Source organism: Streptomyces sp. Ag109_O5-1, assembly GCF_003814875.1.
Lineage (GTDB): Bacteria > Actinomycetota > Actinomycetes > Streptomycetales > Streptomycetaceae > Streptomyces > Streptomyces sasae.
Genome location: NZ_RKQF01000002.1, coordinates 166,993 through 183,279, shown reverse-complemented (window position 1 = coordinate 183,279; position 16,287 = coordinate 166,993). Strand labels below are relative to the sequence as shown.

The window sequence follows — 16,287 nt, the reverse complement described above, 5'->3', positions numbered from 1 at the left end:
CAACGCTTAGACGGCCGGGGTGTTGAGTACGTACTCGCGCGAGGCGTGCACCTCGTCGCGCAGGGCGGCCAGGTCGACGTCGAGGACCTGTCCGGCCCACTTGCGGGGCTCGCCGTTGATGAGGACGGCGCTGATGTTGCGGGCGTCGGAGCCCAGCACGATCGTGCCGATCGGGTCGTTGAGCGGCATGTTGTTGAGGTCCTCGGCCCGGATGACCAGGAGGTCGGCCTTCTTGCCCGGGGTGAGTGAACCGGTGACGTCGGCCAGGCCGTTGGCGCGGGCGCCCTGGAGCGTGGCGAAGTCGAGGACGTCGTGGGTGGTGATGCGGGAGGGCTGCCGGTCGGTGCCGTACGCGGCGTTGACCGCGCGCATCCGCTGGATGGCGTGCAGGGCCCGCATCTGGGTGAACATGTCGCTGGCCAGGGCGACTTCGACGTCGATGCTCAGTCCGGGGCGGATGCCGACGGACAGGGCCTCGTCGACGGCGGGGATCGCGGTCTCCAGTCCGATCTGGGCATCGGAGGTCGGGGCGAGGGCCACGGTGGTGCCGGACTCGCCCATCGCCCGCCACGCCTCGGGGGTCAGCCCGGTGGAGTGGATGAGGGTGACGTCGGGGCCGAGGATGCCGTCCTTGGCCCAGCGCAGGACCGCGTCGGACGAGGCGGTGCCGAAGACGGCGTCCACGCTCACCCCGATGCCCAGTTCCTGGGCGACACGGGCGAGTTCGGGGCCGTAGGCGAGCGCCGGTCCGGCGATCTCGGCGGTGGCCAGGGTCGCCAGGCGCAGCGTGAGCAGTTGGTGGTCGCTGCTGAAGTACTGCTCCTTGAGGCGGGTCAGGTCGCCGGGCCACTGCCGGTCCCAGTCGCCGAAGTGCGGGCCCATGGAGGCGTGCACGCCACGGATGCCGGTGTCGCGCAGCGCCTCGACGGCGGCGTCGGAGTGCTGGTGGGTACGGGAGTTGTGGGAGAAGTCGAGCATGGTCGTGATGCCGCTGTCGATCGCGGTCAGTGCGGCCAGTCTGGTGCCGATGTACATGTCCTGGGGCCGGTAGACGGTGGCGTAGCCGGCGAGGGTGGCCATCACGTAGCCGCCGAGGTCGTCGACGTTCGGCATGATCCGGCGCAGCTGGGCCTCCCAGGCGTGCCGGTGGGTGTCGACGAAGCCGGGGGCCAGGATCGTGCCGGTGGCGTCGACGACCACGGCGTCCGCCGCGTCGAGTCGGCGGCCGACGGCGGTGATCGTGTCGCCCGAGACGAGGAGGTCGGCGCCGTCGACGACACCGAGGCCGGGGTCCATGGTGACGACGGTCGCGCCGGTGAACAGGATGCGCCGCCGGTCGGCGGGCCGGCGCCGGAGCTCTTCGAGGACGGCGGCGCTGGTGGTGTCGTTGAGGTTCATGAGGCTGTTCTTTCGGTACGGCGTGGAAAGCAGACGGGGACGGGGACGGGGTGTAAGCCGAGCTTCATGACGTAGCCCGCGTGGTGGAGTTCGTCGCACTGGAACTCGCCGTAGGCCCAGAAGCCGAGGTCGTCCAGGTAGCCGATGCGCTCGCCGTCGATCCAGTAGCGGCCCTGGTAGGCGTGCGGGCGGCCGCCCCGGTCTCGTCGTAGCGGCCGTCGGCGCTCAGTTCCTGGTGCAGGAAGTCGTTCCGGTCGATCCAGACACCGACACACGGGCTGCCGGTCAGGTTCTCCGCGTCCGGGATGCCCGTCTCGGGTGCGGTGGCCCGGCCGGGGACGTCGGTGCCGGCCCACAGCACCGGTCGGCCCGCCGAGACGAGGGCGCGGACCCGTTCCGGGTGGGCCAGCAGGGTGGCCACCGCGCTCGGCAAGTCGTCGGCGAGTTCGTCGGGCACCACCAGGAAGTTGGTGGTGTTGCCCGGGGCCAGCGTCGCGACGTACTCCGAGCGGTGGCCGCGGCCGCCTGCCGGCGCGATGGCGTCCATGACGACGGTCGTGCCGGTGGCGCCCACGACGATGGCGTTGTCGTCACCAGCCGCGGTGACGATGCCGGGGCCGACGCCCACGATCAGCGGGCCGACGAACAGGATGTCGGCGCCGACCCTCGCCCCGATCAGCGGGTCAATCGTCAGGATCCGGTCATTCGTGAACAGGACGGGACGCCTCTCGTCGTTCGAGAGCATCGCGTCGAGGGCCTCGAGGTTCCAGCTCACGGTGTCGGTGTCGGTGTCGGTGATGGTCATGGTCATGGCCATGGTCATTGCGTGCTCCTCGGTGGAGTCGCCTCATCGGGGTGTCCGCTGCGGGAGTGAGCGTCGACGCGGGTCCGAGGCGAGTGTCCGACGGCTACGGCAGCCGCCTGACCATCAGGTTCGTCGCGCGGCGGAACCGGAACCAGGCCGCTCTGTCCCTAGGTGTCGGGCACCCACGATCCGGCCGGCCCACGATGCTGGGTGCGCGGCACCCAGGAAGCCCTCACCTGGGGAGACGGCGGCCTGGTCGCCACCGGCCGCCGGGCCGATCGTAGAGGCATGACCAGCAACGAAACGCCCCGCGACCCGCACCCGTACGTCGGGATGTGGGTGACCGCCGACGGGTTCATCCGCCAGGAACTGCTGCCGAACGGCCGCTACGACGAGGCCCGCGGCAGCCGCCGGAGCGCTTATACCGGCAGCTACACCGTCACCGGCAACCATCTCGACTACGTCGACGACACCGGCTTCACCGCCACCGGCGACATCCGCGACGGTGTCCTGTACCACGAGCACCTGGTGCTCTACTGCGAGGGCGACGAGCACGCCGGGCGGGAAAACCGGCCATGACCGAGGTCCACGAGCAGATGACCGCCTCCACCACCGCACCGGAGCGGAGGTCGGTTTCCGTTCCGTACCGCTCCGGTGCCGCGCACCGAGACGCTGACCGTCAGCTGCGCGGGTCCCTGGTTGCCGCTGCCGTCGTCCTCGGCGTTCTCGGCGCCGCCGCCGGTGCCCGTGACGGTGCCTTCAGAAGGCTTGACGGCCGGACGTTCCCATGAGGGGAGCGGTCAGCAGGTGAGGTTGGAGCCTGCGGGGACGCCGAGGATGGAGGTGAAGGAGAGGTAGTCGTTGACGCGGTCCTGCATCTCGGCGGTGTTGCCGCCGTTGCACTCGATGCTGCCGTTGATGCTGCGGATGGTCTCGCCGAAGCCCGCGCCGTTGACCATGGCGTTGTGTCCGGTCATGGTGCCGGGGCCGGTCTGGGTGTTCCAGTACCAGAGGCCGGTCTTCCAGGAGATCGCCGAGTCGGAGGCGACCAGGCCGGGGTTGTCCAGCAGGTCGACGCCGAGGGCGTCACCGGCGGCTTTGTAGTTGAAGTTCCAGCTGAGCTGCATCGGGCCGCGTCCGTAGTAGGCGTAGGTGCCGGCGGGGCAGCCGTAGGGCTCGCTCGCGCAGTAGTTCCCGGACTGGTCGACCTCGTTGATGTAGACGAGGCCGCTGGTCTCGTGGTCCACGTTGGCCAGGAACGCCGCGGCCTCCTGCTTCTGCACGGTGGTGCTGCCGGTGGTGGCGAAGCCGGGGTAGGCGCTGAGCGCGGCCACCAGGCCGCTGTAGGTGTAGAAGGAGTTCCGGTTCGGGAACATCTGGTTGAACTGGGCTTCGCTGACCACGAATCCGCCGGTGCCGCCGCCCGTGCCTCCGCCACCGGAGCCTCCGGTGCAGGTGTAGGGGGACCAGTACCAGGTGCTGATGGTGGGGTCGTATCCGGGGTTGTCGTGGGTGGCGATGTAGTACCGGCCATTGGGGGTGTACTGCACGATGGCACCGGTCGTGTAGGACTGTCCGGCCACCCAGGCGGGGTAGTCGCAGGTGCCGCCGGTGCTTCCTCCGCCGGAGCCGCCGCAGGCTCCTTGGTCGGCCCAGACCTCGGCGACACCGGGCGTCTCGCCCTGTGTCCACCACTTGGCCTGCCAGTTGTCGCCGTTGTAGGAAGCGGTCATGCCGCCGGTGTAGACCGCGCCGGAGCTCCAGGCCGTGGCGCAGTCCGCCGCCGCCGCGGGGCTCGCGGTGCCGAGGACGGTGAACGCGCCGAGGAGACCGGCCAGGAGGGAGAGTATTGTCAGGTACCTGACATAAGCAGCTCGGTGAGACCTGCGGGGCATGGTTGTGCTCATGCGCCACTCCAGAGGTAGGGGGTGAGTGGTACCCCAGCAGCAAAGCCTGATTGGTCCAGACCAGTCAAGGGTCGGGTAAGGACTTTTGTCAGGGCATGGGCAGTAGGTGCTTCCCTCGCCCTGTGACTGGACTGCAGGCGGATCGCGGACGGCTCGGGATCCGCGTCTTCTCTGGGCGCCGTCAAGGGGCTTGTCTCATGGCCGGCGCGGGCGATCCCTGCCGGGCTGCGCTCAAGCCATCGGCGTGTCCCGAGGAGGTCTCGCCACCAAGATCCATCTTTTCCGGGATGTTGTTCAGCTGTACCGGGCTGCCCAGTGCTGCGGCGCCGGCCGGCAGCGGGAGGGCGGTGTTCTTGGGCGCCTTGGGGCCGCGCCTTGTGTCTGTCTTCGGCGTCCTGGATGTGCCCTCGGCTCAACCGGTGAGCCCGCCGACTCCGACAACCGTGATCATCAGGCCGAGGACGGCCACGACGGCGACGGAGGCCACGGGTAGCCAAGGCATCAGTCGGTCGCCCCCCCGTTGGCGGAGTCCTGCCAGGCTCGTCCGGGCGCTCACCAGGATCAGGCCCAGGCCGACCAAGACGCCGGGCAGACCGATGCTGAACGCGACGATCATGGTCAGGCTCAGCGTGGTACAGCCCAGCCCGATGGCCGGAAGAAGGACAGCCAGGGCCTCGGGGCAGGGGGTGATCCCCCCCGGACGCGCCCATGGCATGACGGCCGGGTGATGGTGGTGATGCCCGCTGTGGCCGTGGCCGTGGCCGTGGCCGTGGCTGTGGCTGTGGCTGTGGCCCTCGTGGTGATGGTGTTCGTGCTCCTGGTCGTTGGCGGTCGGCCGCTGCCGCTACCTGCGGTCTGGCGATCGCGCGGGAGGCCGATGGCCCGGTGCAGGTCAGGGCGGTCGGCGAGCGGCTGGGTCTGGACGCCTCGGTGCGCGGCAGGCTGGAGCCGCTGCGGGCGAAGACGACCAAGCTCGCCAACCGCGGCTGGCTGCGCAAACGCCCCGACGGGCGGTTCTCGGCGCGCCTATGACTACGCGCTGAGGCCGTAACCGGCGGTCCCTCGGCGGGAGTTGAGCATTGTGTGAAGAAAAGCAAGCATCCCGTCGAGGGCCTTGACGAACTTGTCTGCACCGCCCGCCTGCCGCTGTCGAGCGCCACCTTGAACTACCTCGCCGACTTGATACGCGGCCGTCTGAAGCGGATCGGTTACCGGTGGCGGGCGCTGTCCACGGGGAAGATCGCGGGCATCGTGCCGGCGGTGTTGCGCTGTGATCAGCGGCCCGGTGATCTGGCGGGCAGGAACGGGATGCACCGCACCACCGTGCGGCGCCTTCGCGGACATGGTGGCGGGCTCACCCCGGAGCAAGGAGTACGCGAAGACGGGCCCGGAACAGATGCTGCTCCTACTGAGCGGTCCAAACGGTCTGACCGATGAGGGAGCCCGAGCCGCCGATGCGGGCGACACCGGCGGTAATGAGAACGCGCGGGCCACGTTCGGTACATCGGTCCGTCTCGTCTGCATGGACGGTGGCCACCGGGCCGGCCTGCGTGGCCAGCCACGCCGGGTGACGGCAGGATCTGCGACTCCGCATGGCTCCTGCCCGGCACGGACCGGGGGCTTGAGCTGTTTTGCGTGAGGTGCCGAGGGGCGGGGGACTGTCCCACAGAGGCAGGACCCTCGATGTCGGTGGCGGCACGTACGGTCTGCGTATGACGCATCAGTGGTGGGTGGACGTACGTCAGCGGGTCGAGGCGACCGGTGCAGGCCCTGCGGGCAGCAAGGTCTTCGGGGCATTGGGGCACCAGTGGGTCCTGGAGGACCCGCTGGCCCGTGGCGAGCTTGCCGAACTCGAGGCTCAGATAGGCGTGCGGCTGCCGGAGGAGTACCGGGATTTCCTGCTCCATGTCAGCGCGGGCGGCGCCGGTCCCGCGTACGGTCTGTTCCCGGTCCGGCGCGTGCAGGGCCGTTGGCGCTGGGAGGGCGACGGCGCGGACCTGGCTGACTCGTCAAGACTTGACGAGCCGTTTCCTGACCAGGGTCCGGACCCGGAACTGCTCAACGATCTTCTTGCCCAGTGCCCCGAGGAAGAGGACTTCGTTGATATGGAGGACTTCGATGCCGCTATGGAGGCGTGGGACGAGCGATGGGAGACCGTCATGTTCGCACCGGGGCGTACCGCCGGTGCGATGGTGATCTCCCACTTGGGCTGCGCGCAGAGAGAGTGGCTGATCATCAGCGGCAGCCACCGCGGCACGATCTGGTCCGACTGCCGGGTAGACGACGTCGACCTCGCCCCGCTCCTCGACGGTGACGGCACGCCGGTGAGGTTCGCTCGCTGGTACACCGACTGGCTGGAGAAAGCCGAACGTACGGCCCTGCCGACACCGTAGGTCGCCTACTGTGCGTGGTGGTCGACCGAACGGGCCGAGCGGCGCGCCAACTTACCTTGCTGGCGGCCTGACTCCGGTCCTTCGTACGATCGGGAGGCCCGGAGGCCTGGGCGTGACTCCGGAGCGCACACGCCGTAGGCGTGGCCTTGGACTGGCTGGCCGCCCAGCGCCCTGCGACGACACAACGCCGACGTCACAAGCCCGAGCCGCGCGGCCACGAATGCCTGTCCACCACCAGCGAAGACCTGGAAGGCGGGGCATTGACGGAACGCGCCGCTGATGCCCGGCCGTGCATGGCTGGGCGAATGGGTTGTCAAGTCGGCGCGCGGTCGGAGCCGCTGTGGCTGCCGTGGGCGCAGTGGTCGGCTGGGTTATGCGGGATCTGCGGTCCCCGGGGGACTGCTGCGGGGATGGCAACAGGCCGGGGGGAGGAAGCCGGGACATGCTCATGTATTCACTGCTGAATGCCGGGCTGTGATGTCGTTGGTTCCGCCACCGGGCTGGCAGGACCGACGGCCTGGCAGCGGGATCAGCCGACCTTGGCCGGGCCTTCACCGTGCCCAGCTGCCGGCAAGCCGGTGGGAGTCGGTGCAAGTCTTCGTCCACCTGCCGAATACGACTCGTTGGAGGCGACGGTGACTCAGTTCTCCTCCTCGCGCTCGGCCAGGACTGGCACAGCAGGTCGGCGCCGGGCTCGGCCTCCGCGTTCGCCGTACTCTGCGACGAGGACTTGTCCGGCCGATCATGTGACAGAGCCGGCTGGAGATGGCCGCCTTGCCTGTTTGCTCAGCGGCTACAGAGGCGCCAATTCCACCCTGCCGGTGAACCGGCCACCCACTTGATCAGCGAGCCAATGGACGCGGGCGATCTGGTCGCTGTTCCGGTCCCGGGCGTGCACGTGGATGGTGTGATCCTGCGACGGCTCGTCCTGGTAGAGGTCCCGGGAATTCACTGTCAGCGTGAGGTACGCGTACTTCTGCGAGATCGCCTCCAGTCCTGCTTCGGGAACCGCAGGCCATGCGTCCAGATCCCACCGAACCGCCGCGGGATCTGGCCCAGAGCGGCGACGAAGGGCTCGGCGCGGTCCAGCGGACGACCCCAGTCGAAGACTCGTATGGGCAGGCAGTCTGCAGGGTCGTCACCGGCCTCCGACGAGCCGTGCTCCTCGCCGGCCGACGCCCACCATCTGAGGTCGGGCAGTACGTGAAGTACCTGCGCCAAGACCTGCGGCGACCTGATCACAGCTTCGAAGTCGACCTCTGCCTGATCGATGTCTGCCTTGCTCAGCAAGGTACGCACCGCACGTATAGCTTCAGTCAGGTCGGTGGTTGTGAGGACAGCAGCCGCGGCAGAGTTGCTCATGCCGGAATCATAAGACGGCGCTCGCAAACGGGCCCGAGCGGCTTCTGACCTACTCGCATCCATCAGGACCGGAGCCACACTGCATGAGGCGCTTGCGTGACGGTGCCAAGGAAGACGTAACCGCGCTTGTCGTGCCGGGTGGCCACCGTTCGGGAGCGCGCCAGACGGTTGATCGCCCGTTCCGCGGTAATGCGTTTCTCGTAACTGTCTTCGTCCGCCTGCCGATGATCCCGCCACCGGCCGCAATGTTCACTGCCCTCCGGCAGGAACGCCAGCAGCCGTTCCTGCTCTGCATCCGTCAAAACACCCCGCCTCCTGCCCGCAACAACGACCCGGACATGGAGGTCACATGATCGCCCGGACAGCTCCTAGCACTTACTGGACAGTCCGTTCGGGGATCCTCGGGAGAACCTTCTGAGCGATGCCGAGAAGGGCGCTGTCGTCCGGGAGGGCTCCGGACGTGCTCCACACGGTGATCTCGCAGTAGCCGCCCCGGTCATTACGGTCCAGGGCCACGGACAGCGTCCGGGCCAAAGGGCCTTGTTCGACGGGTCCGCCGGACCCCCCACTCCCGAGACTGATCTCGAACTTCATGGTGTGATCCGAGGAGAAGACCGCGGGCCGACCGAGAACCGTGAGCGGCTTGATGTCCTGCTCATCCCCGAACTTCATCAGTTTCACGTACTGGTCGGTCGAGAGCTCGTTGTAAGTGGCCGAGACATTCACGGTGTACGTGTCGAACGCGACCTCGGCCTCCGGCCGGGCGACCTTCCCATTCGTCAGAGGAGCGGTGTTGCTGGTGCCGGAAGCAGTGGTTGCGGTCTCTCCAGGCGTTCCAAGGAGCTCGGCCAAGTCCGGCCGGTTGAGCGCCTTGCACAGCTCTTCACCGGTCACAGGCTGGGGCGTCTGCTTGTAGGCCTTCGGCAGCTCCTCGTGTTCCCCGCCCGAACACGAAGCGGATTCCGGGGTGCTGTCGGCGGACGGCATCACGTGTGGGGCCACCCACAGCGCGGCCCCGAGTGCCCCGAACACGGCCACGGCCGCGACGGCCTGGCCCCACGCGTTGTGGTCCTTCTCCGGATCGTCCGGGCCGGGACGCGGCCCGGTTCCGGCCTGGGCCTGGGGCGGGGCCTGGGGAGCAGCACCGACCGCTGCGCCGTCCGGGGAGGTTGCCGGACCAAGGTTGCGGCGTGCGCGCAGGGCTCGGACCACTGTGTGTACGCGTATTGCGGTGAACACGAGGAACACCACGCCGAGACCGGCGGCGACCCGATCGTGATCGCGGACGGCGAGATACATGATCCGTACGCCGAGAACGGACCCGACCGCGATGAGCAGGGGCTCGCGGACCCAGAACGGCAGGAGACGGAGGAGGAAACCGAGCATCCGGCGATCCCACCAGAACAAGACCACATCCGCCGTGGTGGAAGCCACAGTTCCGCGCGGTGGCCGGTCAAGCATCGCGGACAGGGCGAACGTCCCTGCGGCGCAGGCGTGTTCCAGCGCGGTCGAGCCCGGCATCGCACCGGGTTTGCGCACCAGCGCTGCCAGGTAGTGGTCCTGAGCCTCCCCTCGTAGCGTGGAGACCGTGACCGGAGGGATAGTTGAGGGTCGTGGGATCCAGGAAACGCGAGGGCGGTGACCGGAGCTGACCTTCATGGCGCGGGCCGAGCCCGGGGGGAAGCCGAGGCCGGAACAGGACGCACTTGCCGTCCTTCGCGTCCCATTAGGCTTACTCCTCTCACGCCAACCGGGCCCACCTGCGAAACGCCGTATCAAGGCGGTCATCCCGGTGAAGAAGGACCAAGCCGCCAACCGCAGGAAGAAAGGAAGCCGGGGCGACAGGCCTGTCACCCACGACGCTGATCTCTACCGTGACCGCAACACGGTCGAGCGGGCCATCAACAGGATGAAGGACTGGCGGGGCATCGCGACCCGCAATGACAAGACACCGATAGCTACCTCGCAGGACTCCATCTCCGGGCGGCAGCCATCTGGATCAGCGGCCTCCAGAAACCCAATTGATCACAACCGAAGTCAGTCCTTAGGCGGATCGGGTCCGGTGGCCGTTCGTTCCGTCGGAGTCGGAGTCGGAGTCGGAGTCGGAGTCGGAGTCGGAGTCGGAGTCGGACGCGCCGTGCGCTTGCGCCTGCTCACCCGCCTGCGCGCTCTGTGCCGCGGCGATCGGCCCCAGGTGCCGGGCGGCGCTGTCCAGCAGTCCGAGGTCGGCCTTGGTATGCGCGATGGCGGCGTCGATCAGAATGGCTACCAGCGGCTCGTCGGTGTGGGCCCGGCGCTGCCGGGCCAGCCCCGCGAGTTCGGACAGGTAGGTCTGCCGCTGCGCCTCGATCAGCGTGGTCAGCGCCTTCGGGCCCAGGGCGGCGGCGCCGAGGAGCTTCAGGAACAACTCGTCCCGGAAGCCGCCGACCCTTACCCAGGACGTGGTCGCCCACGTACGCAACTCGGCCTCGCCGGCTTCGGTGAGCGTGTACAGGTTCTTGTCGGGCCGGTCGGCCTGGGTTACCTGCGAGCGGGAGACGTAGCCGTCACGGACCAGCCGTTCGAGGATCTGGTACAGGTGACCGATGTTGAGGCCACCCCACTGGGGGCCGATGGTCTCCTCGAACCGGGCCTTGAGTTCGTATCCGTGGTTCGGCCGCTGGGTCAGCAGCGCGAGCACGGCGTGGTGGAGCGGCATGTACCTCCCTTCTACGTTGTGACAACATACCCCTGCATTGTGACAATGTATGAGGGCGAGGCTGTATCTATGGCTGTGAGCGTGGCGCTGCGCGGGGTGAGTCGCCGGTACCCCGGGCTGACCGCTCTGGACGGGGTGGACCTGGAGGTCGCGGCAGGCGAGGTGGTGATGCTGACCGGGCCTTCCGGTGCCGGCAAGTCCACAGTGCTGCACCTGACGGGCGGCATGGACCGGCCCGACGAGGGGCACGTCGAGATCGACGGGACCGAGCTGGTGTCCCGGAACCTGGATGCCCACCGGCGGCGCATCGGCTTCGTCTTCCAGCGCTTCCACCTGTTGCCCGCCCTGACGGTGCTGGACAACGTGCTCGCCCCCGTACTGCCGCGCAGAGTGGACTTCGACCGACGCGAGCGCGGCAGGGAACTGCTCGAAGCGGTCGGCCTCGCGGACCGGTCCGATGCACTGCCCTCGCAGTTGTCGGGCGGCCAGCAGCAACGCGTCGCTGTCGCACGTGCGTTGGTCAACCGGCCGGGACTCCTGCTGGCCGATGAGCCGACGGGCAACCTGGACAGCGTCATCGGACGGGAGATCATCGACCTGCTGATGTCGCTGCGCGAGCGGTACGGGATGACGATGCTGATCGCCACCCATGACGCGGAGGTCGCCGCCAACGGAGACCGGATCGTGCGTCTGCAGGACGGCAGGATCACCTCCGATGAGTGCGTCACGCCGTCCGGCGACGTGCTGAACCGGCTGGGGGGCCTGCGCCCGTGATAACGATGATCCTTGATCAGCTCCGGCGGCGGCGCGGGCGAGCGCTGGCCCTGGCGGCCGGGATCCTGGTGGCGGCGACCAGCTTCACCCTGCTGACCGCGACGGTGAGCACGAGCAGAGCGACCACCGTGGGTACGGTACGGAAGAACGCACGGTCCGCCTACGATGTCCTGGTGCGTCCGCCCCATGCGCAGACGGACGTCGAGCTGCAGAGCGGAATGGTCGCGCCGAACTTCCTGTCCGGCACGTTCGGCGGTATCACCATGGACCAGTACCGGCGCATCCGCGCCATGGCCGGGGTCGACGTGGCCGCACCGGTCGCCAACATCGGCTACCTCATGGTGGCGACCACCGTCAGCGTGGACGTGTCCCGTTTCCTGGACAGCCAGGCGTCCCGGCAGATCCTGCGCCTGCGCCCGACACTCACGGCAGGGCTGGGCACCTACCGCACATCCGACGAGTACGTGTACCTCACCCGCAGCCCCCTGACATCGGGCTCGTCCCCGGACAAGGTCTTCCAGTCCGACACCCTGGAAAAGGGCGCACTCGACAAGAGCACTCAGCGATACCAGCTGACGGGGAAGTACGACGTCTGCTTCTACTTCAACCGGGACAAGTCCGAGCAGACCGAGTTCAACCTGGAACTGCCGCTGAAGCCGAACATCATCGCCGAGGACCTCAGGGAGAAGTCGCCGTTCGACCCGGACCTGAGCTCACTGATGAGCTGTCAGTCCGGGCGGGGCAAGGCCACGATCGGCGTTCCGGTCGCCTACCCCGTACTGCTGTCCGCCATCGACCCGGCGGCCGAGGACCGGCTGGTGGGCCTCGGCGGCAGCGTCACCTCGGGCCGCATGATCACCGAGCGGGACAAGCCATGGGTGCTGTCCTCCGCGAAGAGCGTTCATGGACAGCGTGACTCCTACATCCCGGCGATGCTCAGCACCAGGCCGGTGACCGCCGGGAAGCTGACTGCCTCCGTCGAGCGGCTCGACATCGGCGACCCGGCCAAACTCCCCTCCGAACTGGGCAATCCGACAGCCGACAGTTTCGTCCGCGGCCTGCACGGCACCCAGGTGGGGCATGTCGGCGTCGACCTGAGCAAGGGCTATCGCAAGGCGCTGGGCGAGGACTCCTTCGACACCGACGTCTACTGGACGGTCGGCCCGGTCGCGTACCGCCGCACGGCCGGCGGTGACCTCGCCGTCGAGGCCCAGCAGCCCCAGAAGCCCGGCCTGTGGGTGACCAACGGGGACCAACAGCCGTTTCCGTATGTTCCCGAGGAGAACCAGGGCAAGCAGTACCGGAAGGTGACCAGCCACGCCTCCACGAACTGTATCGGTCTCGGATCCTGCGACGGTGTCGACTCCGGACGCCTGCCCAACCCCTTCGTCCAGCTGGTCGGCCGCTACGACACCGGCAGGCTGCCCGGTTTCTCGCCCTTGTCCGACGCACCGCTGGAGACCTACCAGGCACCGCAGGTCACCGGCGCGGACGACGCCACCCGCAAGGCCCTCCACGACAAGCCGCTGCGGCCCGACCGCAACCTCGGCGGCTACGTCAGCCAGCCGCCCACCATGCTGACGACGATGGACTCCATCACCGCGCTCACCAAGAGCCGCCGGGTGCCGAGCCTGCAGGACAAGGCGCCGGTCAGCGCGATCAGGATCCGGGTTGCAGGAGTGACCGGCGTCGACACCGCCTCCCGGGCGCGGGTGAACGCCGTGGCAGGGGCGATCCGGGCCGCCTACCCACGACTCCAGGTCGACGTCACCGTCGGCAGCTCACCCGCCCCGCGGACAGTGGCCCTGAACGCCTCGGCGCATGTGACGGAGCGCTGGGTCGCCAAGGGGGTGGCGCTGCGGATCCTCAGGGCGGTGGACACGAAGAGCGCGGTGCTGTTCGTGCTGGTCCTCGTCGTGTGCGCGCTCTTCCTCGGACAGGCGGCGCTGGCCTCGGTGCGCTCACGCCGCACGGAGATCGGCACACTGCGCTGCCTGGGCTGGAGCGGTGGCGAGGTACTCCGTCTGGTCCTCGGCGAACTTGTGCTGATCGGCCTCGCCGCCGGAGCCGCGGGCGCGGTGCTCGCATATGTGCTGGGCCGGATGCTGGGACAGCCCGATGCCGGCGGCAAGTCGCTGCTCGTGCTGCCGGTTGCGCTGCTCCTGGCCACTGCGGCGGGCCTGATCCCCGCCTGGCTCGCCACCCGCCTCGGGCCGATGGAAGCCGTCCGGCCCCCGGTGACGGCCGTCCGCCGCGCGCGCCCGGTGCGTTCGGTTGCCGCACTGGCCGTGTTCAATCTGCTGCGGGTACGGGGTCGCACACTGCTGGGCGCGGCAGGACTGGCGCTGGGCGTGGCCGCCTTCACCGTGCTGCTCGCCCTGACACTGGCCTTCCGTGGCGAGGTGGCCGGGTCACTGCTCGGCAGCGCCGTGGTGGCACAGGCACGCGATGCCGACTACCTCAGCGTGGCACTGTCCCTGCTGCTGGGCGCCGCCGGTGCCATCGACGTCCTGGTCCTCTCGCAGCGCGAGCGCGCGGCCGACCTCGCCGTGCTGCGGGCGACCGGCTGGACCCATCGCGAACTGGCCCTGCTGACCGTTTATGAGGGGATCGGACTGGCGCTGCTGGGCGGCCTGTCAGGCGCGGTGGCCGGCCTGGTCGCGGTGGTCTCACTCGGCCAGGGCCTGCTGCACGGCCGCCTCCTCGCGGTCGCCGGCGCCGCGCTGCTGGCCACGCTGGCCGCGACCGCCCTGGTGTGCGCGGCACTGACTCTGCCGATCCGAGGCCTCTCCCGCATCGCCCCTGCCCGTCTCCTGGCCGCCGACTGACACCCGCAGGCGTTTCCTCCCTGAGCCCGTCACCCCTCTCCGCCGAGGTGACGGGCCCGGCAACGACGGGAGTGGGCGTCAGCCGACGGTCCAGTCGCCGAGCCGGCGGGCGCGACGGCGATGCCGAGGGCTCCGCAGGCCGTGCCGCACATGAGCGCCACGGCCGCCTTGGACTGGTGGTCGAGCGGCATGTGTGGCACGGGTCAGGCAGGCCTCGGTGGCGTGCCGGCGAAGGCCTCGTCGGAGTGTTCCAGGCAGGGGAGCCTCGCGAGGGTCTGCCGCAGCGGGGCCGCCTTGATGTACGGCGATCCGTAGATGGCTCATATCAACGGCCGGGCGTTGACTGGGCGACTGCGGCGTGGAACGGCCCGTGGTCGTCCCCAGCACCAGGCCGTTTCTGATGGCTTTCGCTGGGTGGGTGGACCAGTGCTCGGGCTGGGCAGGTGCGTGTCTTGGTGGGGTGACATGAGCTCACGGACGTGCAGTGGCAGAAGTTCGAGCCGTTACTGCCTGCCAACGCCAAGCCCGGCGGGCAGTGGGCCGATTACCGCGCAGTAGTCGAGGGCCGGCCAGTGCCTTAATCGTGTTGACCGCCCCCGGCAGGCAGTGCTGGAGTCGGCACGTGGACAGCATCCCCGCCAACCGGCGGCTCTGGAACCAGATCAGCAGCGCCTACCAGCACAAGCACGACCCGCAAATCGGCGCCGCACCCCGGCTGTGGGGCATGTACTCCATCCCCGACGCGCACCTGCACGCCCTGGGCGACGTCACCGGAAAGCGCGTCCTCGAACTCGGCTGCGGCGCTGGCCAGTGGTCCAGGGCGCTCGCCGCCGAGGGCGCCACCGTGGTCGGACTCGACCTGTCCGAAGCCCAACTCGCCGCAGCGGCCCACGCGATGGGAGCGGCCCGCTACCCGCTGGTGCAAGGCGCCGCCGAACAACTCCCCTTCGCCGCCGAGAGCTTCGACCTGGTGTTCTGCGACTTCGGCGGGCTCAGCTGGGCGCCCCCGCACCTGGCCGTCCCGGAGGCCGCACGCGTCCTGGGCCGAGGCGGGCGCCTGGTGTTCAACGTCGCCAGCCCATGGTTCGAAGCTTGCTACGACGAAGCCGCCAGCCGCGTCACCACGACGCTGCAGCAGGACTACTTCGGGCTGAACACCATCGCCGAGGGCGACGGCGCGACCAGCTATCAGCTCACCTACGGCGACTGGGTCAAGGTCCTGCGCGGCGCCGGTCTCATCATCGACGACCTCATCGAGCCGCGGCCCGAACTCGGAACACCCAACGGCTACAACGAAACCGACCCACCCGACTGGGCACACCGCTGGCCGGCGGAACTGCTCTGGGTGACCCACAAACCGTAAGTTCCACCACGCCGAGACGTGAAGGCATCCCCTCGCCGGACAGGCCCTAGGTGAACTGCCCCTCGCCTGAACGTGATCGTCCCGCTCTCCGGGCCGTCGGACACCAACGGGACGGCTCTCGCTTTCAATTGCTCCCGCCGGGAACGGCTTCTGTTGTCAGTGGTGCCTGGCATGGTTCGGGTCATGTTCGACGGACTGCATGACATCGACTGGGCGTCGATGGAGCACGCGTACGGCTCGGCCGAGGAGGTGCCGGCGCTGCTGTGGGCGCTGTGTTCCCCGGACGCGGGGGAACGCAGCCAGGCTCTCGACCGCTTCCACGGTGCGGTTCACCACCAGGGCGACGTGTACCCGTGCACAGCAGCCAGTCTGCCCTTCCTGTTCGAGCTGGCCGCCGACGGCGCCACGCCTGACCGGGCCGCCGTGCTCACGCTGGTGGTCAGCATCGGCCGGGAGTCCCTCGACCGGGGCTTCGGGGACGACGGCACCGAGATCGAGTACTACCCCCCCCGACAGGCTGCGCGCAGGCCGTCGCCTTCCTGCGCGAGCGGGGTGCGGAGTTCGCCGAACTCGCCCGCGACGCCGACCCCGACGTGCGCCTGGCCGCGATTCCCGGGCTCGGGCTCTTCCTCGACAACACCGACCGGGCCGCCGCCGTGCTGCGCGAGCGGCTGGCCGCCGAGCAAGCTGTCGCGGCGCGGCTGCGGATCGTGGAGGCGGCGGCCGCCCTCGCACTGCGCCTGCCGGCGGCCTGACAGC

At 69.1% G+C, this 16,287-nt stretch carries 14 protein-coding genes and 2 pseudogenes; 8 read left to right on the top strand and 8 right to left on the bottom strand.

Annotated features, from left to right (window positions below; translation table 11 throughout):
* Window positions 1–6: 6 nt before the first annotated feature.
* Both EDD90_RS54150 and EDD90_RS54145 read right to left on the bottom strand, forming a co-directional pair.
* Window positions 7–1,398 (bottom strand): amidohydrolase family protein, encoded by a 1,392-nt coding sequence (locus tag EDD90_RS54150; protein ID WP_123982768.1) that lies wholly within the window; start codon window positions 1,396–1,398, stop codon window positions 7–9.
* Window positions 1,395–1,945, bottom strand: a pseudogene (locus EDD90_RS54145) (Atu4866 domain-containing protein). The gene EDD90_RS54150 and the pseudogene EDD90_RS54145 overlap by 4 nt, the downstream one beginning before the upstream one ends.
* A 546-nt stretch (window positions 1,946–2,491) precedes the next feature.
* On the opposite strand from EDD90_RS54145, the gene EDD90_RS54140 reads away from it, so the two are divergent.
* On the top strand, window positions 2,492–2,782 hold the full coding sequence (locus tag EDD90_RS54140; protein ID WP_123982766.1) for an Atu4866 domain-containing protein: 291 nt from the start codon (window positions 2,492–2,494) through the stop codon (window positions 2,780–2,782).
* A 221-nt stretch (window positions 2,783–3,003) separates the two neighbouring features.
* Here EDD90_RS54140 and EDD90_RS54135 read toward each other — a convergent pair whose 3' ends face one another.
* Together EDD90_RS54135 and EDD90_RS54130 are read right to left on the bottom strand one after the other, a co-directional pair.
* Entirely contained in the window at window positions 3,004–4,110 is a 1,107-nt protein-coding gene (locus EDD90_RS54135) for a glycoside hydrolase family 19 protein (RefSeq protein ID WP_221305241.1), read from the bottom strand.
* 412 nt (window positions 4,111–4,522) lie between these two features.
* Window positions 4,523–4,726 carry a hypothetical protein gene (locus tag EDD90_RS54130; protein ID WP_123982764.1) on the bottom strand — a complete coding sequence of 68 codons (204 nt, stop codon included), beginning with the start codon at window positions 4,724–4,726 and terminating at the stop codon, window positions 4,523–4,525.
* A gap of 269 nt (window positions 4,727–4,995) precedes the next feature.
* On the opposite strand from EDD90_RS54130, the gene EDD90_RS56230 reads away from it, so the two are divergent.
* Together EDD90_RS56230 and EDD90_RS54115 are read left to right on the top strand one after the other, a co-directional pair.
* Complete coding sequence (locus tag EDD90_RS56230) at window positions 4,996–5,142, top strand: hypothetical protein (RefSeq protein WP_185149736.1); 147 nt, start codon at window positions 4,996–4,998, stop codon at window positions 5,140–5,142.
* Window positions 5,143–5,822: 680 nt separating this feature from the next.
* Window positions 5,823–6,503: an SMI1/KNR4 family protein gene (locus EDD90_RS54115; protein WP_123982762.1), complete on the top strand. Its 681-nt coding sequence runs from the start codon at window positions 5,823–5,825 to the stop codon at window positions 6,501–6,503.
* 954 nt (window positions 6,504–7,457) lie between these two features.
* Here the strand turns inward: EDD90_RS54115 and EDD90_RS54110 are convergent.
* The 3 genes from EDD90_RS54110 to EDD90_RS54100 form a co-directional block, all read right to left on the bottom strand.
* Window positions 7,458–7,865: a hypothetical protein gene (locus tag EDD90_RS54110; RefSeq protein ID WP_123982760.1), complete on the bottom strand. Its 408-nt coding sequence runs from the start codon at window positions 7,863–7,865 to the stop codon at window positions 7,458–7,460.
* 62 nt (window positions 7,866–7,927) lie between these two features.
* On the bottom strand, window positions 7,928–8,167 hold the full coding sequence (locus tag EDD90_RS59405; protein WP_123982758.1) for a hypothetical protein: 240 nt from the start codon (window positions 8,165–8,167) through the stop codon (window positions 7,928–7,930).
* 73 nt (window positions 8,168–8,240) lie between these two features.
* Window positions 8,241–9,251 carry a DUF6215 domain-containing protein gene (locus tag EDD90_RS54100; RefSeq protein ID WP_123982865.1) on the bottom strand — a complete coding sequence of 337 codons (1,011 nt, stop codon included), beginning with the start codon at window positions 9,249–9,251 and terminating at the stop codon, window positions 8,241–8,243.
* 344 nt (window positions 9,252–9,595) lie between these two features.
* Here EDD90_RS54100 and EDD90_RS54095 point away from each other — a divergent pair.
* Window positions 9,596–9,890, top strand: a pseudogene (locus EDD90_RS54095) (transposase); the annotation flags it as partial.
* Between the two features lie 19 nt (window positions 9,891–9,909).
* On the opposite strand, the gene EDD90_RS54090 reads toward EDD90_RS54095, so the two are convergent.
* Window positions 9,910–10,563, bottom strand: a complete 654-nt coding sequence (locus tag EDD90_RS54090; RefSeq protein ID WP_123982756.1) for a helix-turn-helix transcriptional regulator — start codon at window positions 10,561–10,563, stop codon at window positions 9,910–9,912.
* A gap of 69 nt (window positions 10,564–10,632) precedes the next feature.
* Between EDD90_RS54090 and EDD90_RS54085 the strand changes: the two genes are divergently transcribed.
* The 4 genes from EDD90_RS54085 to EDD90_RS58355 all read left to right on the top strand — a co-directional run bounded on the left by EDD90_RS54085 (window position 10,633) and on the right by EDD90_RS58355 (window position 16,283).
* Window positions 10,633–11,337, top strand: coding sequence for an ABC transporter ATP-binding protein (locus tag EDD90_RS54085; RefSeq protein ID WP_260328862.1), 705 nt, complete (start codon window positions 10,633–10,635; stop codon window positions 11,335–11,337).
* 5 nt (window positions 11,338–11,342) lie between these two features.
* Window positions 11,343–14,165: an FtsX-like permease family protein gene (locus EDD90_RS54080; RefSeq protein ID WP_123982754.1), complete on the top strand. Its 2,823-nt coding sequence runs from the start codon at window positions 11,343–11,345 to the stop codon at window positions 14,163–14,165.
* A gap of 622 nt (window positions 14,166–14,787) precedes the next feature.
* Window positions 14,788–15,528, top strand: coding sequence for a class I SAM-dependent methyltransferase (locus tag EDD90_RS54070; RefSeq protein ID WP_123982750.1), 741 nt, complete (start codon window positions 14,788–14,790; stop codon window positions 15,526–15,528).
* Between the two features lie 593 nt (window positions 15,529–16,121).
* Window positions 16,122–16,283, top strand: coding sequence for a hypothetical protein (locus EDD90_RS58355; RefSeq protein WP_260328861.1), 162 nt, complete (start codon window positions 16,122–16,124; stop codon window positions 16,281–16,283).
* Window positions 16,284–16,287 lie beyond the last annotated feature (4 nt).